This is a genomic window from Streptomyces sp. NPDC048255, from assembly GCF_040652415.1.
GTDB lineage: Bacteria > Actinomycetota > Actinomycetes > Streptomycetales > Streptomycetaceae > Streptomyces.
On record NZ_JBEZMA010000020.1, the window covers coordinates 87,629 to 110,389 of the forward strand.

Consider the following 22,761-nt stretch of genomic DNA (forward strand, 5'->3'; position numbering starts at 1 on the left):
GGGCCGGGGCATCGTGGGGTGCGGCGCTGCCCGAGCCCGACGCCCGCAGCGAGGGCGGGGCGGCCGGGTGGGGCGCACCGCTGGCGGGGCTAGGGGCCCGCAGTGGCAGCGGCGGGGCCTCGTCGGCCTCGTGGGACGCAGCATTGCCCGGGACAGGGGACCGCGGGGACCGGGGGGCCGGGGCATCGTGGGGTGCGGCGCTGCCCGAGCCCGGCCCCCGCAGCGGCAGCGGCGCGGAAGCCCCGCCCGCCTCTTGGGGGGAGGCGCTGTTGGGGGCCTGGGTCCGCAGCAGCTGGGGGGCCGGGGCTCCGTGGGGTGCGGGGGCAGGGGCTCCCAGGGGCTGGGCCGGGGTCTCGTGGGGGGCCGTGGTGGGGGTGGCTTCTTGGGGGTGGGGGGCCGGGGGCCGGTGGGGGGTGTGGGTGGGGGGCGGGGTGGGCGTGGACTGGTGCGGTTCGGGCATCGCGGGTCCTTGGGGGTGCGGGTCAGTGGAGCCGGCGGGCGGCGGCCGGGATGGCGTCGGCCAGGCGGTCGAGGACCGCTGCGGCCTGCTCGTCCGTCAGGGTCAGCGGGGGCAGCAGGCGGACCACGGCGGCGTGGCGGCCACCGAGTTCGACGATCAGCCCGCGGTCCAGGCATTCCTGGCGGACGGCCGCGGCGAGGGCGGGGGCGGCGGATCCGGTGTCGGGGTCCACGAGTTCGACGCCGATCATCAGGCCGCGCCCCCGGACGTCGCCGATGCAGGGGTGCGCCGAGGCTAGGCCGTGCAGGGCCGCGAGCATCCGCTCGCCCAGGACCGCCGCGCGCTCCGCCAGCCGGTTCTCACGTACGTAGGCGAGGGTGGCGGTACCGGCCGCCATGGCCAGCTGGTTGCCGCGGAACGTTCCGGCATGGGCCCCGGGGGCCCAGACGTCGAGGCCGGACCGGTACACGATCACCGCGAGCGGCAGGCTGCCGCCGATCGCCTTGGACAGGACCATGACGTCGGGTACCACCCCGGCGTGGTCGACCCCCCAGAACGCGCCGGTCCGCCCGACCCCCGTCTGCACCTCGTCCGCGATCAGCGGGATCCCCCGCTCCGCGGTGATCTCGCGCATCCGGCGCAACCAGCCGTCCGGGGCGGGGATGACCCCGCCCTCGCCCTGCACGGGTTCGACGATCATGCCGGCCGGCAGGGTCACCCCGCTCTTCGGGTCGTCCAGGAGGCTCTCGGTCCAGTGGGCGGCGAGCCGGGCTCCCTCGGGGCCCCCGACGCCGAACGGGCAGTGGTGGTCATGCGGGTAGGGCAGCCGGGTCACCCGTACGTCCGGGGCACCTCCCGACGCGTCCAGTGCTCCGGCGGTCATGCCGTGGTAGGCCCCGGTGAACGCGAACAGCCCCGAGCGTCCGGTCGCGGTACGGACCAGCTTGAGCGCGGCCTCCACCGCGTCCGTGCCGGCCGGCCCGCAGAACTGGATGCGGGCGTCGGCGGCCAGCGCGGGCGGCAGGTTGGTGAACAGCTCGGTGGTGAAGGCGTCCTTGACCGGGGTCGCGAGATCGAGCATGTGCAGCGGGGCGCCGGAGTCGAGGACGCCTCGGATGGCTTCGAGCACCACCGGGTGGTTGTGCCCGAGGGCGAGGGTGCCGGCTCCGGAGAGGCAGTCGAGGTAACGCCGCCCGTCGGCGCCCTCGATGGTCAGCCCGCGAGCGCGCACGGGGACGACGGGCAGGGAGCGCGCGTACGTCCGGGCCGCGGACTCCCGCTGGGCCTGCCGGCGCAGGATGGCTTCGGGTGACACGGCCGACGCGGCGCAACCTGCGGCCACCCGGCTCCCCTGCGCCGGCACCTGCGGCGGGAGCGGGAGCGGGGACGGGGACTGGGACGGGGACGGGGACGGCGATAGAGATGGGGACGGGCACGGGAGCTGTGGCGCGACCCGTGCCGCGATCGTCGGCGGAATCGGCAACGGAACCGGAGACGGGATCGGCGGCGGGATCTGCGCCGCGGCGGCCGCCGCGGCCGCGGCCTGCTCGGTCAAAGCCACGAGTGTCGGTCCTCCCGCACGGATTGCTCTTCCGGATTGCGCCTCGAACATGAACGCTGCATCCCCATCCCCCGTACGTACCAACGACGGTGACGGCGGCGGATCACGGGTGGGCCCAAGATCCTTGCCCGCCCGGGGCCGAGAGGGGAACCGGCGCCCCGGGCTGTGTCGTCCTGCGCAGCAGCGGCATAGTGGGGGGCTGCACTCAGCGGGACTCCAACGCACCACCTCACTACCGGAACCACCCCAGGGGGACTGACGACATGCGACCGAACCGACCGGTCACCGCGATCCTGTGCGCGGCCGCGCTCGCGCTGAGCGCCGCGGCCTGCGGACCCGGCGACGGTGAGGCCGGCGGCGACGCCAAGCCGACCGTGGCGGCGAGCCTCCCGGCCGGGGCCGACGGGATCAAGATCCCGGACCAGCTGAAGGAGAAGCTCAAGGAGCACGGCTTCGACCTGGAGAAGTGGAAGGGGGGCGAGTGGAAGAACTGGAAGAAGGACGACTGGCTCCGCGAGGCGGGCGACTACATCAACCCGATCATCGAGGACCTGTGGGACCCGGACCGGATGCGTGACGCGGAGCAGCCGCAGCGCCCGTCCGTCGACCCGGACGCGGGCAAGGACCAGGGCGTCACCGACCCGACCCCGGCTCCGGTGACGGCCAAGGCGGCGAACCCGCCCTACCACCAGAGCGTTCCGGAGTCCGGCAAGGTCTTCTTCGACGGGCCCGAGGGCTCGATGGTCTGCTCGGCGACCGTGGTCAAGGACCCCGCCCACCCCGGCAAGTCCAACATGGTCTGGACGGCGGGCCACTGCGTGCACGCGGGCAAGGCCGGCGGCTGGTACCGCAACATCGCCTTCGTCCCCTCCTACAACAACGCGGGCAAGCAGGGGGCGCAGCTCAAGGGCGCGCCCCGCGAGCAGGTGGCTCCGTACGGCGTCTGGTGGAGCGACTGGGCGCAGACCTCCGACCAGTGGATCGCGACCGGCGGTCCGACCGGCGGCGCGGGTGCTCCGTACGACTTCGCGGTGCTGCACGTGACCCCGGAGAAGGGCAGCGGCAAGTCCCTGGAGGAGACGGTCGGTTCGGCGCTCCCGGTGGAGTTCAACGCCCCGGCCGTGGGCAAGGTCGCGAGCATCACCGCCACGGGCTACCCGGCGGCGGCCCCCTTCGACGGCCAGAAGGCCTACCAGTGCGCGGACAAGCCGGGCAGGCTGTCGCTGGCCGCGGCCGACCCGGTGATGTACCGCATCGGCTGCACCATGACCGGCGGTTCCTCCGGTGGCGGCTGGGTCGCGGCGGGCGCCGACGGCAAGCCCGCGCTGGTGTCGAACACCTCGATCGGACCGGCCAAGGCGGGCTGGCTGGCCGGACCCCGGCTGGGCCCGGAGGCGAAGGGCATCTTCGACGCCGTCAGCGGCAAGTTCAAGTAACCACGGCACGACCGTACGAGGCACCACCCGCCACGCGGGAACGACGGGCACGACGGGCACGACCGCTGGACCGCTGCACGCTGGACCCCACGGCGGCACGGCACCGCCCCGCACAGCACTGAGGGCCCCCTGCACCGCAGGGGGCCCTCAGCCGTTCACGCCGTCATTCGCTCCGGCGCGTCACTGCTTCGCGAGCGCGTACGGAGCCAGGTCCGCCGCCAGCTCCTGGTGGACCCGCGCCTTGAGCAGGGTGCCCTCCGCGGTGTGCTCCTCGGAGATCACCTCGCCCTCGGCGTGCGCCTTGGCCACCAGCGAGCCGCGCGTGTACGGCACCAGGGCCTCCACCTCGACCTCGGGCCGGGGCAGCTCGGTGTCGATGAGCGCGAGGAGTTCCTCGATGCCCAGGCCCGTGCGGGCCGATACGGCGATGGAGTGCCGCTCGATCCGCAGCAGGCGCTGCAGCACGAGCGGGTCCGCGGCGTCCGCCTTGTTGATCACGACGATCTCGGGCACGTTCACCGCGCCGACCTCGCGGATCACCTCGCGCACCGCCGCCAGCTGCTCCTCCGGCGCCGGGTGCGAGCCGTCCACGATGTGCAGGATGAGGTCGGAGTCGCCGACCTCCTCCATCGTGGAGCGGAACGCCTCGACGAGGTGGTGGGGCAGGTGCCGGACGAAGCCGACGGTGTCGGCCAGGGTGTAGATCCGGCCGCTCGGGGTCTCGGCCCGGCGCACGGTCGGGTCGAGGGTGGCGAACAGCGCGTTCTCCACCAGTACGCCCGCGCCGGTGAGGCGGTTGAGCAGCGAGGACTTGCCCGCGTTGGTGTATCCGGCGATGGCGACCGAGGGAACCTTGTTGCGGCGCCGTTCCTGCCGCTTGATGTCGCGGCCGGTCTTCATCTCCGCGATCTCCCGGCGCATCTTCGCCATCTTCTCGCGGATCCGTCGCCGGTCCGTCTCGATCTTGGTCTCACCGGGGCCACGGGTGGCCATGCCGCCACCGCCGCCGCCACCCATCTGCCGGGACAGCGACTGACCCCAGCCGCGCAGCCGCGGCAGCATGTACTGCATCTGCGCGAGTGCGACCTGTGCCTTGCCCTCTCGGGACTTGGCGTGCTGGGCGAAGATGTCGAGGATGAGGGCGGTCCGGTCGACCACCTTCACCTTGACGACGTCTTCGAGGGCGATGAGCTGGCCGGGGCTGAGCTCGCCGTCGCAGACGACGGTGTCGGCGCCGGTCTCCATGACGATGTCGCGCAGTTCCCGGGCCTTGCCGGAGCCGATGAAGGTGGCCGGGTCGGGCTTGTCGCGACGCTGGATCACGCCGTCGAGTACGAGGGCACCAGCCGTCTCGGCGAGGGCGGCGAGCTCCGCGAGGGAGTTCTCCGCGTCGTTCACCGTGCCCGAGGTCCAGACGCCGACGAGCACGACGCGCTCCAGGCGCAGCTGCCGGTACTCGACCTCGGTGACGTCTTCGAGTTCGGTGGAGAGGCCGACGACGCGGCGCAGGGCCGCGCGCTCGGAGCGTTCGAACTGCTCGCCGTCGCGGTCTCCGTCGATCTCGTGGCTCCAGGCGACGTCCTCTTCCATCAGGGCATCGGCCCGAAGGCTCTCGGTGAAGCTCTGCGAGTCCGGCACGTCCTGTGCGTCCCGCGCGTCCTGGGAAGGGGAAGAAGAGGAGGTCATTGGATCCTTACGTCGATTCGAATGCGTCCGCGGCGCCCGGGGGACCAGGTACTGGAACCCAGCGCACCGCGAGTGACATAACACTGTCACGTCCAACGTGTCACACCGCCGGGGGATTCCCCGAACGGGCCCGTCGATGGTGACATGCCCGTTCCCCGCCCGTCACACCCTTTTCCGCCGGTTCCCGTCCCCGGCCCGCCCGTGGGGCCGCCCCGCCCCTCCTCAGGCCTTCGCCGGGCCGCCCCACTCCGGGCGCCCGGGCATCGCCGGGGTCTTCTTCCCGTACAGCCAGGGCTCCAGGAAGTCCGTCAGGTCCCGGCCCGCCTCCTGCGAGGCCAGGCGTACGAAGTCCTCCGTACCCGCGACCGAGTCCTTGTGCTCGGTCACCCAGCGCCGCTCGACGCGGTCGAAGGCCTCGGTGCCGATCTCCTGGCGCAGCGCGTAGAGGATCAGCGCGGAGCCGTCGTAGACCACCGGCCGGAACAGCCCGATCTTCTCGCCCGGGGCGGCGGCCTTCGGGGCCGCCGGCGGCCCGCCCGCCGCCCGCCACTGGTCGGAGCGCTGGTACGCCTCGCGCATGCGCCGCTCCAGGGAGTACTTGCCGAGCCCGTCCGCGTACAGGGCCTCGTACCAGGTGGCGTGGCCCTCGTTCAGCCACAGGTCGGACCAGGTCCGCGGGGAGACGCTGTCGCCGAACCACTGGTGGGCCAGCTCGTGGACCATCACCGACTCCACGTACCACTCGGGGTACCCCTCCCCCGAGAAGAGGCTGTGCTCGAAGAGCGAGAGGGTCTGGGTCTCCAGCTCGAAGCCGGTCGTCGCCCGCGCGATCAGCACCCCGTAGTTCTCGAAGGGGTACCGGCCGACCCGCTGCTCCATCCACTCGATGTGCCCCGCGGTCTTCTTCAGCCAGGGGTCCAGCCGCTGCCGGTCCGCGGCCGGCACCACGTCGCGCAGCGGCAGGCCGTGCGGGCCCGTGCCGTGCACGACGGCGGACCGGCCGATCGAGACCTGGGCCAGTTCGGTGGCCATCGGGTGCAGGGTCCGGTACGTCCACGCCGTCGTACGGCCCGTCCGGAGGGCCGGCAGGGTGCCCGGCACCCCGTTGGCGACGACCGTGAGACCGGCCGGGGCGGTGACGCGGAAGGTGAAGAGCGCCTTGTCCGCCGGGTGGTCGTTGCAGGGGAAGACGCGGTGGGCGGCGTCCGCCTGGTTCGCCATGGCCAGGCCGTCCTCGGTGGGCACCCAGCCCCCGTCGGCGGCCCCGCGCGGGTCGCTGGTGTGCCGGACGGTGATGCGCAGCGCGGAGTTCTTCCCCACCGGCCGCGCCGGGGTCAGCACCAGGTCCTCGCCCGCGCTCTCGAACCGCGCCGGCGCCCCGTTGACCTCGGCGGACGTCACCGTTCCACGGCTGAAGTCCAGGTTGATCCGCTCCAGTGCGTGCAGGGTGCGGGCGTTGATGACGGTGACGGCGTCGAGCGGGGTGCGGTTGTCCTTGTAGGTGAAGGACAGGTCGTACGCGAGCACGTCGTACCCGGGGTTGCCCAGTTCCGGGAAGAGGCGGTCGCCGATGCCCAGCGCCTTCGGCGGGGGCAGCACGGCGGCGACGAGGGTGAGGGAGGCCGCGGCGAGCAGGGCTGCACGCAGGCGGGGGGAAGTGAGCTGCATCCACCACCGCTTACCAGCGCCCGTCCCCCGGCCGCGCACGACGCGCGACGGCGCCACCCGAACGGGTTCCTCCGCTGCTGCACCCCCCGCTGCCGCCCCCCATGCGCCGGGCCCGCCCGGTCAGAGCGGTCCGGACCGGCCCGACCGCCCCCGGAGCCCTCAGGCGCGGCTGACGTCGTACACGCCGGGCACGTCCCGCATCGCCCGCATGAGGGCGGGCAGCCCCGCCGCGTCGGGCAGCAGCAGGGTGTACGTGTGCCGGACCCGCTGCTCGACCGGCGGTTCCACGGTCGCGGAGACGACCTCGACGCCCTCCCGGGCGATGGCCTCGGTGAGATCGGCCAGCAGATGCGGGCGGCCGAACGATTCGGCGAGCAGCGTGACCCGGCAGTCGGCGGTCGCCCGCCAGTGCACGGCGACGGAGGTCCGCCCCACGGCCCGCATCTGGGCCACGGCCGCGCAGTGGATGCGGTGCACGGTGACGGCACCGCCCCGTACGACGAACCCGGCGACCGCGTCGGGCGGCACCGGCGTGCAGCAGCCGGCCAGCCGTACGTGGGCGTCGGGGAGGTCGGCGACCGCGTTGCCCCCGCCGCCCCGGGCCCCGACGACGGACAGCGGCGCCCGGGCGGCCGTGGTGGTGGCCATCGCCCGGTCGGGATGGGCTTCGAGCCAGCTGGCGATGGCGATCCGGGCGGCCGGGGTGCGGGCGTGCTCCAGCCATTCGGCGGCGGGCCCCGACGAGGCGTCCTGGGCGAGCAGCAGCTGCACGGTGTCTCCGTCGGACAGCCTGGACGCCAGCGAGGTGAGACGCCCGTTGACCCGGGCACCGATACAGCCGTGGGCGGCCGCCCCGTGCTGCGCGTAGGCGGCGTCGATACAGCTGGCCCCGGCCGGCAGGCCCAGCGTCCCGCCGTCCACCCGGAAGACGGTGATCTCCCGGTCCTGGGCCAGCTCCGCGCGCAGCACGGTCCAGAAGGTGTCGGGGTCGGGCGCGGACTGCTGCCAGTCGAGCAGCCGGGACAGCCAGCCGGGCCGGGTCGGGTCGACCCGCTCCTCGTCCGGGTCGGCCGCCGCGTCCGGGGCCCCGGTGGCGTACGGATTGCCGAGCGCGACCACGCCCGCCTCCGCGACGCGGTGCATCTGCCGGGTCCGCACGATGGTCTCGGCGACGTATCCCTCGGGCGTGGCGACCGCGGTGTGCAGGGACTGGTAGAGGTTGAACTTCGGTACGGCGATGAAGTCCTTGAACTCCGAGACCACGGGGGTGAAGCAGGTGTGCAGCTCGCCCAGTACCGCGTAGCAGTCGGCGTTCTCGGCGACCAGGACGAGGATGCGGCCGAAGTCGGAGCCGCGCAGTTCGCCGCGGGCCAGGGCGATCCGGTGCACGGAGACGAAGTGCCGGGGCCGGACCTGTACTTCGGCGGCGATGCCCGCGTCGCGCAGGACGGCCCGTACGGAGTCGGCGATGGCGGGCAGCGGGTCGCGCTCCCCGGCGTGGGCCGCGATGAGCGCGCGGGTGTGCTCGTACTCCTCGGGGTGCAGGATCGCGAAGACGAGGTCTTCCAGCTCGGTCTTCAGGGCCTGTACGCCGAGCCGTTCGGCCAGGGGGATGAGGACGTCACGGGTGACCTTGGCGATGCGGGCCTGTTTCTCGGGGCGCATCACGCCGAGGGTGCGCATGTTGTGGAGCCGGTCGGCCAGCTTGATGGACATCACACGGACGTCGTTGCCGGTGGCGACGAGCATCTTGCGGAAGGTCTCGGGCTCCGCGGCGGCGCCGTAGTCGATCTTCTCGACCTTGGTGACGCCGTCGACGATGAAGCAGACCTCGTCGCCGAACTCGGCGCGGACCTGATCGAGGGTCACCTCGGTGTCCTCGACGGTGTCGTGGAGCAGAGAGGCCGTCAACGTGGTGGTCTCGGCGCCGAGTTCGGCGAGGATCAGGGTGACGGCGAGCGGGTGTGTGATGTACGGCTCACCGCTTTTGCGCATCTGGCCGCGGTGAGAGGTCTCCGCGAGGAGGTAAGCCCGCCGCAGGATGGACAGATCGGCGTCCGGATGGTGGGCGCGATGTGCCTCGGCGACATGGCCGATCGCGTCGGGGAGCCGGTCCCGGGACGTGGGTCCGAGGAGGGCCGCGCGCCCGAGCCTGCGCAGATCGAGCCTGGTCCGGCCCCGTCTGCGGGGCTCGGGGCACGCTTCGGGGTGTGCTTCGGGGTTCGTGGCCTCTGCACTCATGGGCACCTCCGGCGGCTTCGACCGGCGGTGGTGGGCATGGGGTGAGCCCTCAGGGCCGGTGCCTGATGTTACCGACCCCACCACGTGGCGCAGTCCACCTCTCGCTCAGCGTGAAACGGATCACCCATTAGAGGGAAGCTTCAGCCGAAGGCCGTTTCGGTGAGCCAGTCCGCGTCGAACTCGCCCGTGGCCACGATCACGGCCGGTCCGGTCATCTCGATCTGCCCGTCGGGGTGCTCGGTGATGACCAGGGTGCCGCCGGGGAGGTCCACGGTGTAGGTGGCCGGTGCACCGGTGGCCGCCGGGTCGGCGCCGTCGCGGCGGATGGCGGCCACGGCGACGGCGCAGGCGCCGGTGCCGCAGGAGCGGGTCTCGCCGGAGCCGCGCTCGTGGACGCGCATGGCGACGTGCCGGGGGCCGCGGTCGACGACGAACTCGACATTGACACCGGTCGGGTAGGCGGACGCCGGGCTGAACGGCGGGGCGGTGAACAGGTTCCCGGCGTCGTCGAGGCTTTCAACGAAGGCCACGGCGTGCGGGTTCCCCATGTTCACGTTGCGCGCGGGCCAGCTGCGGGCGCCGACCGAGACGGTGATCTCGCCCTCGGGGAACTCTGCGCGTCCCATGGAGACGGTGACGTCCCCGCCCTTGTCGAGGTGGACCCGCTTGACGCCGCCTCGGGTGGCGACGGCGAGGTCCCCGGGCTCGACGTGGCCGGCGTACTGCAGGTAGCGGGCGAAGACGCGCACGCCGTTGCCGCACATCTCGGCGACGGAGCCGTCGCTGTTGCGGTAGTCCATGAACCACTCCGCCTCGTCGGCCAGGTGCGCCGCCTCGGGGTGCGCTGAGGACCGGACGACGTGCAGTACCCCGTCCGCGCCGATGCCGGCCCGCCGGTCGCACAGCTTGGCGACGGCGGCCGGGGGCAGCTCGACGGAGTTGTCCGGGTCCGGGACGATCACGAAGTCGTTCTCGGTGCCGTGGCCCTTGAGGAAGGAGAGGGTGCTCTGCGTCACCCGCCCATCGTACCGATGCCCTGCTCAGGGGCGTGGATCGGTCCGGATCGCGGTCAGCGCAGCCGGGCGACCCGGTAGACGGCGAGCGCTACGACGGCCAGTGCGGCCACGGCGTACAGCGCGGCCATCCGCCAGTCGGGGCGCCGCCCGCTGCCCCGGGCCGGGAGCCCGGGCCAGGTGTGGCCCACGCGGCGGGCGGCCATCATGCCCCAGCCGCCGGCGCAGCAGCTGATGAGGAAGCCGAGCATGGCGACCACGGCTCCGCCGTCGCCGAATTCGAAGGCGAGCGGGAAGGCGAACATCAGCGAACCGGCCGCGGCGAGCATCACGATGGGGGCGATCTGCCACAGGCGCAGGCGGCGCTGCGGACGCAGTTCCACCTCGTACTCCGGTCCGGAGGCGGCGGCCGCCTCGGCGGAGTCCGGTGCGTCGGGGCCGTCGGGGGTCAGCCGTGCCGGGTCGGCGGGCAGCCCGAGCCCGTCGGGCGCGTCGAGCGCCTCGGGGCCGACGGGCGCGTGCGGCGCGCCGGCAGGGCTCGGTGCACCCGGGGTGCCGAGGGCGCCCGGGGTGCCCGGGGTGCCCGGAGCGTCGTGAAGCGTTGGCTCCACTTCTCGCCGGGCGTCGTCCCGCCCGGTGTCGCGAGGGCCGGCCTCCATCGCCACGCGCCCTCCCCACTCGGACCTCGAACGCCGCATGTTCACCGCCGGTGACCGCACCGGCCGGAGTTTGATGATGGCACGGTCGCGGACCCCGGACGGGCGCCCGGAGCTTCCCGATGCCATCACGTGATCAGGCTGTGACCGGTCGTTCGACCAACGACTGCGCGAGTCCGGGGAGTTCCCCGCGGTCGGCGGCCGCCCCGCTGAGCCAGTGGACCCGCGGGTCGCGGCGGAACCAGGAGTCCTGCCGGCGGGCGAACCGCTTGGTCGCGCGGACCGTCTCGGCCCTGGCCTCGTCCTCGGTGCACTCCCCCGCGAGGGCGGCCAGCACCTGCTGGTACCCGAGCGCCCTGGAGGCGGTGATTCCGTCGCGCAGCCCCCGCGCCTCCAGTGCGCGGACCTCGCCCACCAGGCCGTCCTCCCACATCCGGTCCACCCGCAGCGCGATCCGCTCGTCGAGCTCAGGCCGGGCCACGTCGACGCCGATCTGCACGGTGTCGTAGACGGACTCGTGGCCGGGCAGGTTGGCGGTGAAGGGGCGGCCGGTGATCTCGATGACCTCCAGCGCGCGCACGATGCGCCGTCCGTTGCTGGGGAGGATGGCCTGGGCGGCGGCCGGGTCGGCGGCGGCGAGCCGGGCGTGCAGGGCGCCGGGGCCGCGCAGCGTGACCTCCTCCTCCAGCCGGGCCCGGACCTCGGGGTCGGTGCCGGGGAACTCCATGGCGTCCAGGGCCCCGCGGACGTACAGCCCGGAGCCGCCGACGAGGACCGGGGTACGGCCCTGCGCGAGGAGTTTGTCGATCTCGGCGCGGGCCAGGCGCTGGTACTCGGCGACGCTCGCGGTCTCGGTGACGTCCCAGATGTCGAGAAGGTGGTGCGGGACGCCGCCCCGCTCCCCGGTCGTCAGCTTGGCGGTGCCGATGTCCATCCCCCGGTACAGCTGCATGGAGTCTGCGTTGACGACTTCACCGTCGAAATGACGGGCCAGGGCGACGCCCAGATCGGACTTTCCGGCTGCCGTGGGACCTACGACGGCGATGACCCGCGGGGCGGGGGCTGCTTTCCTCACTGCCCCAGTCTCGCAAACCTCTGGGCATGTACCCGATCGGGTTACGTGACGCGGCGAATCCGGAGTCGTTGCTCTGGCGTGGTTCCGCCGGGCGTGCGCCCGGCGGAGGCCGGTCCGGCCAAGGCGGAACTTCACTCACACGAGTAACGTTATGGGAGTAGACATGGGTGTTTTTGATCGGTTTTTTCGTCGTAAGGACGAGGTTGCGACCGAGGAGGTCGCGGCGGAGGACCTGACGGCGGAGTCCGCAGCGGCCGAAGCGGCCGAGGCCGAGCCGGTTGCCGAGGAAGCTCCGGTGGCGGAAGCCGTGGAGATTCCGAAGCAGCAGTCGGCCGAGGTGGCCGCGGACAGCGAGACCGGCGAGGGTGCCCGTACGTAGCTACCCGCCAATGGAAGGTGACCCATGGGCCTGCTGGACAATCTGAAGGCCAAGCTCGCTCCGGCGAAGGACAAGGTCGGCGACCTCGCCCAGCAGCACGAGGGCAGGATCAGCGAGAGTCTGGACAAGGTGGCCAAGGTCGTGGATTCCAAGACCAAGGGCAAGTACAGCGGCCAGATCACGAGCGGAACGGGCAAGGCGAAGGACGCCCTGGGCAAGATCGCGCACAAGGACGCACCCGGCGGGCCGACGCCGCCTACGGCTCCCTGACGCGGTACCGGAAGGGGCGCGGGATCATCGGATCCCGCGCCCCTTCGCCGTACCCGGGGAGCGCCGGGGGCGGGCTCCCCGGTCTCAGGACCAGGCGGCCACGAAGTACCCCACGCCGTACGGTGCGTCCTCGTACAGCAGCCGCCCGTCGAGGCCCGCGCCCTCGGCCGCGCCGGCCAGCACCTGCCAGGGCGCCCGGCCCGCGGCCTTGAGCTCCGCGGCGAGCCCGGCGTCGAGAGCGGCGAGCGCGGCCGTGTCGGCCGTGCCCAGCGCGCGGGCGGCCCCGGCGTCGAAGGCGGCGGCGCGCTCGTCGAGGTAGCCGGGGGCCTTGAGGGTCCGGCAGGCGGAGCCGTCGCCCATCACGAGCAGCGCGACGCGCGCGTCACGCGCGGCAAGCTCCCGCCCGGTCTCCAGGCAGCGCGGGGTGTCCAGCGACTCCCCTACGCCGAGCCCCTCGACCGGGGCGGCGCCCCAGCGTGCGTGCCGCAGCAGCCAGGCACCGACCGCCAGCGGGGCGGGCAGCAGCCGGGGGCCCTCCTCGCCCTCCCCGAGCCGTACGTCGGCGTCGACGCCGAAGCCGCGGAAGGTGCCGCGGGCGCCCGGCGGGTAGGCCCCGTGGTGCTCCTGGTCGGCGGCTCCGACGACGACGAGCAGGTCGGGCCGGGAGGCGGCGAGCACGGCGAGCGCGTCGGAGCAGGCGGTGCGGGCGGCGCCGAGTTCGGCGGCGGCCCCCGCGGCGACCTCCGGCACGAGCAGCGGCGGGGCGGGACAGACGGCGGCGGCTACGAGCATGATCCGCAGCCTAGCCGTCGCCGGGCGGGGCGGGGGTCTGTCGGCCTTCCTGGCCGGGGCCTGGCCCGTGTCCTGGCCCGTGTCCTGGCCCGTGCCGGGGCCCGTGCCGGGGGCTTGGCCGGCCTGGCCGGGGCCGCTGCCGGAGCCTGGCCAGGCCCGGCCGCGGGGCGCGTTGTCTGCGGCGCCGTGGCGCGAGCGGCCTCGGCTGCGCCGGGCTTCCTGGGGCTCCGCCCCAGACCCCGCGCCTCAAACGCCGGCGAGGCTGGACATGCCCGTCCCGGCGGCCGGAATCGCCCCGCCACCTCAAAAAACGCCGACGATGCGGGGTTCTGCCCCTCCCCCGGAGGCCGGCTCCGCTGCGCGTGGGGCCGCCTGTCAGGCGGACGGGGCCGCGCAGCCCGAGGTGGCGGCGGGGAGGGGTGCCGGGACGCCCAGGGTCGGGATGCCGAGCATGACGCCCGCGGGCTGGGCCGGGGCGGCGTTGCGCTTCTCCCAGGCGTCGCCCGCGCGGGTGCGGCGTACGGTCAGGGTCGGGCCCTCGGCCAGCAGGTGGTGCGGGGCCGCGTAGGTGATGTCCACGGTCACCACGTCGCCCGGGCGGACCTCCGCCTCCGGCTTGGTGAAGTGCACGAGGCGGTTGTCGGGGGCGCGGCCGGAGAGCCGGTGCGTCGCGCCGTCCTTGCGGCCCTCGCCCTCGGCGACCATGACCTCCAGGGTGCGGCCGACCTGCTTCTTGTTCTCCTCCCAGGAGATCTCCTCCTGGAGGGCGACCAGGCGCATGTAGCGGTCCTGCACGACCTCCTTGGGGATCTGCCCGTCCATGTCGGCCGCGGGGGTGCCGGGGCGCTTGGAGTACTGGAAGGTGAAGGCGTTCGCGAAGCGGGCCTCGCGCACCGTGTGCATCGTCTGCTGGAAGTCCTCCTCCGTCTCACCGGGGAAGCCCACGATGATGTCGGTGGAGATCGCGGCGTGCGGGATCGCGGCGCGGACCTTCTCGATGATGCCGAGGAAGCGCTCCTGGCGGTACGAGCGGCGCATGGCCTTGAGGATCGGGTCCGAGCCGGACTGGAGCGGCATGTGCAGCTGCGGCATCACGTTCGGGGTCTCGGCCATGGCCGCGATCACGTCGTCGGTGAAGTCGCGCGGGTGCGGGGAGGTGAAGCGCACCCGCTCCAGGCCCTCGATTTGGCCGCAGGCGCGCAGCAGCTTGCTGAAGGCCTCGCGGTCGCCGAGGTCGGAACCGTAGGCGTTCACGTTCTGGCCGAGCAGGGTGATCTCCGAGACGCCCTCGGCGACCAGCGCCTCCACCTCGGCGAGGATGTCGCCGGGACGGCGGTCCTCCTCCTTGCCGCGCAGCGCCGGGACGATGCAGAAGGTGCAGGTGTTGTTGCAGCCGACGGAGATCGAGACCCAGGCGGCGTACGCGGACTCGCGGCGGGTCGGGAGCGTGGAGGGGAAGGCCTCCAGCGACTCGGCGATCTCGACCTGCGCCTCTTCCTGGATGCGGGCGCGCTCCAGCAGCACGGGGAGCTTGCCGATGTTGTGCGTACCGAAGACGACGTCCACCCAGGGGGCGCGCTTGACGATCGTGTCGCGGTCCTTCTGGGCGAGGCAGCCGCCGACGGCGATCTGCATGCCGGGGCGCTTCGTCTTCATCGGGGCGAGCCGGCCGAGGTTGCCGTACAGCTTGTTGTCGGCGTTCTCGCGGACGGCGCAGGTGTTGAAGACCACGACGTCGGCGTCGCCGTCGGAGCCCTCGGGCGCGCGGACGTAGCCCGCGTCCTCCAGCAGACCGGAGAGTCGCTCGGAGTCGTGCACGTTCATCTGGCACCCGTAGGTGCGCACCTCGTAAGTTCCCTTAAGGTCCACTGCCGGGCTCCGGTCGCTGCTGCTGGTCATGGAACAAGGGTAGGCGCTGCCGCGGAGGCCTCCGGTCGCCCGGCCCGTGACAGGAGTGCGGGCGGGTGGCAGGATCGCGGACATGCCTCTCGTACCGCCCCGGATCAGCAGGCGCCACGCCCTGCGGGCGATGGTGGCGGTGCTGACCGTGCTCGCGGCCCTGGTGTGGTGGCTGCGGCCCTTCGGCGAGGCGGAACTCAAGGGCGAGCTGACCTTCAGCACGGGCGTGCGGACCGGGGTGTACCACCGGTACGGGCAACTGCTGGAGCAGGCGCTCAAGCAGGACATGCCCGGGGTCGGGGTCCGGCTGGAGACCAGCGAGGGCTCGCAGGAGAACCTCCAGCGGGTGGCCTCCGGGGAGGCCGATTTCACGGTGGCGACGGCCGACGCGGTCGCCAAGTACAAGCTCGACGGGAAGCCCGGCTCACAACTGCTGCGCGGCTGCGCACGGCTCTACGACGACTACGTGCAGCTGGTGGTGCCGGCCGGGTCCTCCGTGCAGTCGGCCCGTGACCTGCGGGGCAAGCGGGTCGCCGTCGGCCATGCGGGGTCCGGGGTGCGGCTCGTCTCGGAGCGGCTGCTGACGGCGGCGAAGCTGGACCCGGCGCGGGACCTCACCCCGGTGTCGATAGGGATCGACACCATGCCGGCCGAGCTGGAGGCCGGGCGGATCGACGCGTTCTTCTGGTCCGGCGGCCTTCCGACCAACGCGGTGCGGGAGCTGTCGGAGCGGTTCGAGATCCGGCTGGTGCAGCTCGGCGACCTGGTGGAGCAGCTCCAGGGCAGCGGGAGCCCGGCACGCTACTACCGGGCGGCGGTGATGCCGCAGGACGCGTACGGGCGGGCGCGCAACACCACGGCGGTGGCGACGGTGGCCGTGCCGAACCTGCTGGTGACCAAGGAGGGCACGGACCCCGAGCTCACGGAGCAGTTCACCCGGACCGTGATCCTCAGCCGCGACCGCATCGCGCAGCAGGTGCACGCGGCGCAGCTGGTGGACCTGCGGACGGCCATCTACACGGACCCGCTGGAGCTGCACGAGGGCGCGGGCCGCTACTACCGCTCGGTCAAACCCTGACTCAGGACGGCAGCAGCATCAGCGCCGCCGCGGCCGCGCCGATCAGGCCGGCGTGGGTGCCCAGGGCCGCCGGTACCACCTGGAGGTCCTTGACGAAGGACAGCGTGGCGTAGGCGGCGAGGTGGGTGCGGATCGGCGTGAAGAGGGTGTCGCCCGAGGCGGCGACGCCGCCGCCGATGACCGCGATGTCGGTCTCGACGAGGGTGGCCGTCGCCGCGATGGCCGCGGCCAGGGCGCGCCCCGCGCGGTCGAAGGCCGCCAGGGCGATGGGGTCGCCGGCCTCGGCCGCCGCCGCCACGCCCGCCGCCGTGGCGTCGTCGGCGGGGGTCCAGCCCTGGGCCAGGGCCCAGCGTGCGATTGCCGTGCCCGAGGCGATGGACTCGACGCAGCCGTGGCCGCCGCAGGCGCAGGGGTCGCCGTCGAAGGCCACGCTGATGTGGCCGATGTGGCCCGCGTTGCCGGTGGGGCCGGGGTGGAGCTGGTTGTTCAGGACGAGGCCGCCGCCTACGCCCGTGGAGACCACCATGCAGAGCGCGTTCGCGTGGCCGCGGGCCGCGCCCAGCCAGTGCTCGGCGGCGGTCATCGCGACGCCGTCCCCGGCCAGCACGGTGGGGACGTCCGCCCCGTGGGCGGCCAGCTGCGCGGCGACCCGGTCCTGGAGCGGGAACTCCCGCCAGGCCCCGATGTTGACCGGGCTGACCGTGCCCCGGGAGGCGTCCACCGGGCCGGCGCTGCCGATGCCGCAGCGGACCACCGAGGGCCACAGCGGAGAGCGGGACAGGTCCGCGACGACCTCGGTCACCGCGGCCATGACCGCGTCCGCGTCGGCGTCCCGGGGGGTCGGGGTGCGGGTGGTGGCCGTCATCGTGCCGTCGGGGTGCACCAGCGCCCCGGCGATCTTCGTACCGCCGATGTCGATCGCCACCGTCGGGCCTGCGGCCGAGGCCGCGGCGCGCGGTGCGGGGAAGGGGGCGGTGGGGGTGATCACGGTGGCGGCTCCAGGAAGGGGTCAGGATTCAGTATGCGCCGGGGGAACCCCCGTGCTCTCGCGGGGCTCCAGCCGGGGGCGCTCGCTCTCGCGGACCCTCGGCGGGCTTCCCGCGAGGACGGCGAGGAGCTCCTGCGCGGCGAGCCGCCCGAAGCCCGCGGTGTCGCGCACCAGAGCGGTGAGGCGGGGGTGGGTGACCCGGCAGAGCGCGGAATCGTCCCAGGCCACGATCGAGAGCAGGCCCGGCACCGGGATGCCCAGCTCGGCGGCGACCGCGCTGCCCGCCACGGCCATCACGTCGTTGTCGTAGATCAGCGCCGTGGGGGGCGCGGGTTCGGCGAGGACCCGGCGGGTGGCCGCCGCGCCCTCGGCGTCGGAGTAGTCGGTGACCACCGAACGCACCTGGTCCGGACCCAGCCCGCGGCGCGCCGCCTCCGTCCGCAGGGACTCCATGCGGCGGGCCGTGTGGGCGAGGCCGGGCAGCCCGGCGATGTGGACGATCCGGCGGTGGCCGAGCTCGTACAGGTGGTCGAGGACCTCGGCCATCGCCCCCGCGTCGTCCGCACCGACCGAGGAGACGCCGGCGGCGGGCCGTCCGGGTCCGGCCTCGCCGACGGTGACTGCGGGCAGGGCCAGCTGCTCCAGGAGGACCGGGCGGGGGTCGTGGGTGCGCGGGTCGACGACCAGGACGCCGTCCACGCGCCGTTCGGCCCACCAGCGCCGGTACAGCGCGCACTCCGCGTCGATGTCGTCGACCAGCTGGAACAGCAGGGCGATCCGGGAGGCGGAGAGGACCTCCTGGATGCCGGAGACGAGCTGGAGGAAGAAGGACTCGACGCCGAGCGTGTAGGCGGGCCGGGCCAGTACGAGGCCCACCGCGCCGGAGCGTTCGCCGGACAGGGCGCGGGCGGCGCTGTTGGGCTGCCAGCCGAGTTCCTCGGCGACCCGGCGGATCCGGGCGCGGGTGTCCTGGGAGACGCCCGGCCGGTCGTTGAGCGCGAAGGACACCGCGCTCTCCGACACCCCGGCCTGGCGGGCGATGTCCTTGATGGTGGGTCTGCGGGCCATGGCCTGCCTCATCATCCTTCGGGTGCGTCGGCGACGCCCGGTGCGGCGGGTGCACCGGGCAAGCCGTCCACACGGACGGCGATGGCCGGACCGTACGCGATCCTGCCCTGGCAGACCGCCTTGACCACCACCCAGTAGCTGCCGGGAGGGGTGCCGGGCGGCGGCCGCACCTCGAACTCGACCACGGCCGGGCGGTCCTCCGGTACGACCAGCGGCCGGGCGGCGGGAGCCGTCAGCTGCCAGGCGCCGTACGGGGAGACGGCGTAGGCCAGGCCGGTCAGCGGTCCGCGGACGCCGGTGCTGCCGATCCGGACCCGTACGAGTCCCCGCCCGCCGGGGGCGACGGTGACGGCCGCGTCGGCCGGGGTGAGCGCCTGCGCCCACAGCCCGGCCGGGGCAGCCCGTACCTGACTGCCGCCCGGGTCGGATGCGGGGACGGTGACGGTGAGGGCGTCCTCGAACGCGCCCGCCGGGGTGGCGGCGAGGACCGGGACGAGGTGGTCGCCGGGTTCGGCCCCGGCGGCGGGGGTCACGCGCAGCGGGATCCGCTCGTACCCGCCGTCCTTGAGGTCCGCGGTGCGCCGGGTCCAGGAGGTCCGCCAGCCCTGTGGGGCGCGGACCTCCAGCGTGACCGGGCCGCCCGCGCCGTGGGCCGCGAGCGTCACCGTGGCGCCGGACGGCGGGCCGTCACACGTCACGGTGTAGGGCGCGTTCCCCAGCGGCGCCGTCCCCGTGTTGTGCAGCCAGTAGCGGCTGAAAACCGGCTGGTGCGGCTCGCGTTCGCCCTCCCGCAGCGGCATGCCCGATTCCGTGTCCAGGAGCACCGTGGTGGTGGCCGAGCCCGCGATCCTTCCCGCGAACGGGCCCAGCGGGCGGTCCAGCAGGTCCGACTCGGCGGTCGCGGGCAGGGGCCAGCGCAGCTCGGGGGCGGCCGGGCGGCCGTGGGTCTCGCGCAGCCGGACCGCCAGAGCGCCGTGCTCCCCCCGTTTCACGGTCTCGATCAGGACCCGGTCGGCCGGTTCCACGCCGAGCAGGGACCGGGCCGCCGGCCGGGGTCCCGCGGCCGGGGCGGCCACCACCGCGCACAGGGGCTTGTTGAACTCCCGCCCCCGCCGGACCAGGTCCGCCTGCCGCCAGTCCCCGGCTCCGGCGACCAGGGCGTGCTCGAAGACGTGCGTCCAGTGCTGGAGCTGGAAGGAACTGCCGTCGGGGGCGGTGCGCCGCCCGGTGTACCCCGGGCCGGAGTCCCGCGGAGGGTCCATCCACTGCCCGCTGGGGCGGCCGGTGCAGGAGCGCAGCAGGGTGCTGTGCAGCCGTCCGGCCGTGTCCACGGCGAGGCTGGGCGTGCCCTTGACCAGGACCCCGACGGTCCGCCCGGCCCAGGGCGCCTCGTACGGGGCTCCGGGCGCAGCCGCCGCGCCCGGGAGGACCTCGGCCTCCAGGCGGCCCGACGCGGCGACGGCCCGGGCGAGTTCCGCCGCCGGCCCGGTGTGCACCAGGGCCGGCAGGTCCAGGATGCCGGTCAGGTCGCAGCCGGGGCTCCACAGTTCGCGGAGCGGGGCCCGGGCCGGGATCCACACCCGCGCGTGTTCCCGTACGGCCCGCGCGCAGTCGGGACCGGCCGCCTCCAGCAGCGCCCGGGTGAAGCTGCTCTCCCCTGGGCCGCCGAGGACGATCCGGAAGTCCGGGAGGCTGCTGTCCACCGCCAGGTCGCCCCAGCGCGGGCCCGCAGGGCGGGTCGGGGTGGCGGTGACCCCGTACCGGCCGAGGGCGGTGACCAACTCCCGCAGGCCGGCCGGAGTTCCGGCGTCCGGCAGCACGATCTCGGCCGCGCCCAGCGCCCGGTCCGGCCCGGGCAGCGGGGCCGACAGGGCGAACCAGTTCAGGCACGGGCTGTCCAGGGTCCACGGGGCCCGGGTGTGGTCGGCCCCCGCGTCCGCCTCGGGGAAGGCGAAGCCGCGCCCCACCGCGGCGGCGGCCGTCTCCACGACCGGCAGCGCGCCGGGCACATCGGCCGGGATGCGCAGCCGCAACAGCTGGTCGGAGCCGGTGAACTCGTCGACGCGTGTGGTCAGTTCCATCCGGTCCAGGCCGTGCCACAGGGTGGTGAAGCGGGTCCAGCGGACCGGCCCGGTGCGTCCGGTGGCCACGATCCGCGTGCCGAGCGGCCCGCGCTCCACCCGGCAGGACGCGGCGGGCGCGGAGCCGGAGCCGGTGCCCGGGCCCTTGGGCAGCAGGTGCCAGGGGCCCTCGCCGAAGAAGGGGTGCTCGGAGTACTCCTCCTGCACGACCAGCTCGTCCACCTCTCCCGGGGTCAGCAGCTCGTCCCCGGTGCGCAGGTCCAGCAGCCGGACGAGGCCGCCGCCGCGCGCCGGGTCGGCCTCCGCGCGGAAGCGGCCGTTCTGGATCACCCGGAGCGCCTGCGGAGCCCGCGTCTCCGCCGGTTCCTCGCCCGCCCGTCCCTCCTGCGCCGATCCCTCGCCCGGTTCCTCGTCCGCCGGGTGCCAGCCGCCCGACACGGGCTCCTCCGCCGCCCCCAGCCACCAGGTGCGGTACCCGAGCGAGGGCACGTCCTCGGCCAGGAAGGCCACCTCGGCCACTCCCCCGGCGACGGCCTCGACATGGACGGGCGCCCACCGGCCCGACGCGTCGCACACCGCGATCCGGTGGGCCTCCGCGTCGGCCAGGCCCAGGGCGGACGGTTCCACGGTGGTGCGCACCAGGTCGGTCCGCAGCCACGACAGCGGGTTGTGGACGGTCACCGCGAGCGGGCCCGGCCCCCGGGTGTCCGCCCGGGCCGTCAGCGCCCGCAGCGCCTCCTCCCGTACGGCGGCGGCCAGTTCGTGCGCCTCCCGCCACGTCGGCAGCAGGTCCAGGTACACCTGGTCGGAGAAGGTCCCGGTGACCGCGTCGTGGTGGGCGGCGTGCAGCAGGTGCCGCCACGCCTTGCCGAGGGTCTGCGCCGGGTAGTCGAGCAGCCCCTCCGCGCAGGCCAGCGCGGCGAAGGTCTCGGCCTGTTCGAGGAGGTTCTCGGCGGCCCGGTGGGCCTGTTTCACATCGCTGTAGCTGACGTCCTTGCCCGTGTACACCGGCCCCATCTCGCGGGTCACGGGCAGCGGCCGCTCCCCGCGCGCCGCCAGCTCGGCCCGGACCGCGTCGAAGTGGGCGCGCGGGCCGCTGTGTTCCATGCGCGGCCAGCAGTAGCGGCGGTTCCAGGTGTGCTGCACGTCCAGGCCCCAGCGGTGCGGCCAGGAGAAGTCCGTGCCCATCGGGATGAGGACGTTGCGCGTGGCGGCGGCGGTACGCAGCAGTTCGTAGAGCTCCAGGAGCTGTTCGGCGGCGGCTTCGGCGTCCGGCGCCCGGTCGGAGAACCAGCCGGCCGAGTAGTGCGCGGGCAGGTAGTGCAGCAGCAGCCCTTGCGCCCCGCTGTCGCCGGGGGCGATCCACTCGTACTCGGCGGGCAGTTGCATGGCGGTGGGCGGCCGCAGGGCTTGCCCCCAGGTGTCCGCCATGGGGCCCCACTGGTGGTGAGGGCCGCGGGCGAGGACGGCGGAGTCCAGTCCGCAGCCGGCCATCAGGGCGGGGAAGGACGGGTCGTGGCCGAAGACGTCGAGCTGCCAGGCGGTGCGGGGGTCGGCGCCCAGGGTGCCGCGGTGCAGGGCGAGGCCGTGGACAGCGCCGCGGATGGTGGTCTCGGCCGAAGTGAGGGTGGTGGACGGCTCGTTGTAGGTGCCGCCGACGATCTCCAGCCGTCCCTCGGCGATCAGCGCGCGCAGTTCGGCGCGGTCGGCGGGATGACTGTCCCAGTAGGGCTTGAGGTAGTCGATCTCGGAGAGCACGAAGCGGTACGCCGGATCCTCGCGGGCCTGCTGGAGGTGGAGCGGTACGAGGGTGAAGGCGGGAACCCCGGTGTACTCCCAGCCGCGTTCCGGCGCGCCGGGCTCGGGCGGCGCGTCCCACAGGGCGGCGTAGGCGGCCTGGGTGTTCCACCACATCGGGTCGTAGTGGAAGTGCGGTACGAGCCGGACGGTCCAGCCCGGCTCGGCGACGGCCAGGGAGAACGGCAGCTCGGCGAGCGGGCGTCCGTCGGGGGTGGCGATGCGGGCGGTGGCGGCCAGCAGCTCGCCCGGCGCGGCTGTGCCGGTTCGGACGGCCACCTCGACGTTGGACTCCACGGCCGTCTCGGCCGTCTCGGCCGTGTCCGCCGTGTCCGCCGTGTCCGCCGTCCCGGCGAAGGCCTCGGCGGTGTCCGCGCGCAGGATCCGCGGGTGCGCGGTGGTGATGCCCGGGCCGTGCACGGTGACGTACAGCGGGCCCGCCGGGCGCTCCCTGCGGATGCGGACACGGACCACCTGCGAGGGGTTTCCGGGCGCGCCGGTGAAGAGGGACGGGGTGGTCACGGAGATGACTGAAATACCGCTGTCCATTTCCGCACACTTCCTTGCGCGACATCCTTGACCGAGCTGAACTAAACCGCATTAGGTGACCAAG

Annotated in this window: 16 protein-coding genes; 4 read left to right on the forward strand and 12 right to left on the reverse strand. The window is 74.1% G+C overall.

Going from position 1 to position 22,761, the window contains the following annotated elements; translation table 11 throughout:
- Positions 1–482: 482 nt before the first annotated feature.
- A complete protein-coding gene (locus AB0D94_RS18180) occupies positions 483–1,775 on the reverse strand; it encodes a diaminobutyrate--2-oxoglutarate transaminase family protein (protein WP_362052436.1) in 1,293 nt (430 codons plus the stop codon).
- A 509-nt stretch (positions 1,776–2,284) separates the two neighbouring features.
- Between AB0D94_RS18180 and AB0D94_RS18185 the strand changes: the two genes are divergently transcribed.
- Positions 2,285–3,457, forward strand: coding sequence for a hypothetical protein (locus AB0D94_RS18185; protein ID WP_362052438.1), 1,173 nt, complete (start codon positions 2,285–2,287; stop codon positions 3,455–3,457).
- A gap of 180 nt (positions 3,458–3,637) precedes the next feature.
- On the opposite strand, the gene hflX is transcribed toward AB0D94_RS18185, so the two are convergent.
- The 6 genes from hflX to miaA form a co-directional block, all read right to left on the reverse strand.
- Positions 3,638–5,143 (reverse strand): GTPase HflX, encoded by a 1,506-nt coding sequence (gene hflX / locus AB0D94_RS18190; RefSeq protein ID WP_362052440.1) that lies wholly within the window; start codon positions 5,141–5,143, stop codon positions 3,638–3,640.
- A 222-nt stretch (positions 5,144–5,365) separates the two neighbouring features.
- The gene (locus AB0D94_RS18195) at positions 5,366–6,811 is read right to left on the reverse strand and encodes a M1 family metallopeptidase (RefSeq protein ID WP_362052443.1); all 1,446 of its coding nucleotides are present in this window, start codon (positions 6,809–6,811) and stop codon (positions 5,366–5,368) included.
- Positions 6,812–6,970: 159 nt separating this feature from the next.
- The gene (locus tag AB0D94_RS18200) at positions 6,971–9,052 is read right to left on the reverse strand and encodes an HD domain-containing protein (protein WP_362052445.1); all 2,082 of its coding nucleotides are present in this window, start codon (positions 9,050–9,052) and stop codon (positions 6,971–6,973) included.
- Between the two features lie 140 nt (positions 9,053–9,192).
- Positions 9,193–10,068 carry a diaminopimelate epimerase gene (gene dapF, locus AB0D94_RS18205; protein WP_362052447.1) on the reverse strand — a complete coding sequence of 292 codons (876 nt, stop codon included), beginning with the start codon at positions 10,066–10,068 and terminating at the stop codon, positions 9,193–9,195.
- 53 nt (positions 10,069–10,121) lie between these two features.
- Positions 10,122–10,538, reverse strand: coding sequence for a hypothetical protein (locus AB0D94_RS18210; RefSeq protein ID WP_362052493.1), 417 nt, complete (start codon positions 10,536–10,538; stop codon positions 10,122–10,124).
- A gap of 319 nt (positions 10,539–10,857) precedes the next feature.
- Positions 10,858–11,796 carry a tRNA (adenosine(37)-N6)-dimethylallyltransferase MiaA gene (gene miaA, locus AB0D94_RS18215; protein ID WP_362052449.1) on the reverse strand — a complete coding sequence of 313 codons (939 nt, stop codon included), beginning with the start codon at positions 11,794–11,796 and terminating at the stop codon, positions 10,858–10,860.
- Positions 11,797–11,959: 163 nt separating this feature from the next.
- Between miaA and AB0D94_RS18220 the strand changes: the two genes are divergently transcribed.
- Both AB0D94_RS18220 and AB0D94_RS18225 read left to right on the forward strand, forming a co-directional pair.
- A complete protein-coding gene (locus tag AB0D94_RS18220; RefSeq protein ID WP_362052451.1) occupies positions 11,960–12,175 on the forward strand; it encodes a gliding motility protein in 216 nt (71 codons plus the stop codon).
- A gap of 24 nt (positions 12,176–12,199) precedes the next feature.
- Complete coding sequence (locus AB0D94_RS18225; protein WP_362052453.1) at positions 12,200–12,445, forward strand: antitoxin; 246 nt, start codon at positions 12,200–12,202, stop codon at positions 12,443–12,445.
- Between the two features lie 84 nt (positions 12,446–12,529).
- Here the strand turns inward: AB0D94_RS18225 and AB0D94_RS18230 are convergent, their stop codons facing one another.
- Both AB0D94_RS18230 and miaB read right to left on the reverse strand, forming a co-directional pair.
- On the reverse strand, positions 12,530–13,237 hold the full coding sequence (locus AB0D94_RS18230) for a hypothetical protein (RefSeq protein ID WP_362052455.1): 708 nt from the start codon (positions 13,235–13,237) through the stop codon (positions 12,530–12,532).
- 375 nt (positions 13,238–13,612) lie between these two features.
- A complete protein-coding gene (gene miaB, locus AB0D94_RS18235) occupies positions 13,613–15,136 on the reverse strand; it encodes a tRNA (N6-isopentenyl adenosine(37)-C2)-methylthiotransferase MiaB (RefSeq protein ID WP_362052457.1) in 1,524 nt (507 codons plus the stop codon).
- Between the two features lie 82 nt (positions 15,137–15,218).
- Between miaB and AB0D94_RS18240 the strand changes: the two genes are divergently transcribed.
- Positions 15,219–16,214, forward strand: coding sequence for a TAXI family TRAP transporter solute-binding subunit (locus tag AB0D94_RS18240; protein ID WP_362052459.1), 996 nt, complete (start codon positions 15,219–15,221; stop codon positions 16,212–16,214).
- Between the two features lies 1 nt (position 16,215).
- Here the strand turns inward: AB0D94_RS18240 and AB0D94_RS18245 are convergent, their stop codons facing one another.
- The 3 genes from AB0D94_RS18245 to AB0D94_RS18255 form a co-directional block, all read right to left on the reverse strand.
- Positions 16,216–17,139: an ROK family protein gene (locus AB0D94_RS18245; protein WP_362052495.1), complete on the reverse strand. Its 924-nt coding sequence runs from the start codon at positions 17,137–17,139 to the stop codon at positions 16,216–16,218.
- Between the two features lie 84 nt (positions 17,140–17,223).
- Positions 17,224–18,270 (reverse strand): LacI family DNA-binding transcriptional regulator, encoded by a 1,047-nt coding sequence (locus tag AB0D94_RS18250; RefSeq protein ID WP_362052461.1) that lies wholly within the window; start codon positions 18,268–18,270, stop codon positions 17,224–17,226.
- 11 nt (positions 18,271–18,281) lie between these two features.
- Complete coding sequence (locus AB0D94_RS18255; protein ID WP_362052463.1) at positions 18,282–22,670, reverse strand: NEW3 domain-containing protein; 4,389 nt, start codon at positions 22,668–22,670, stop codon at positions 18,282–18,284.
- Between the last annotated feature and the right edge of the window lie 91 nt (positions 22,671–22,761).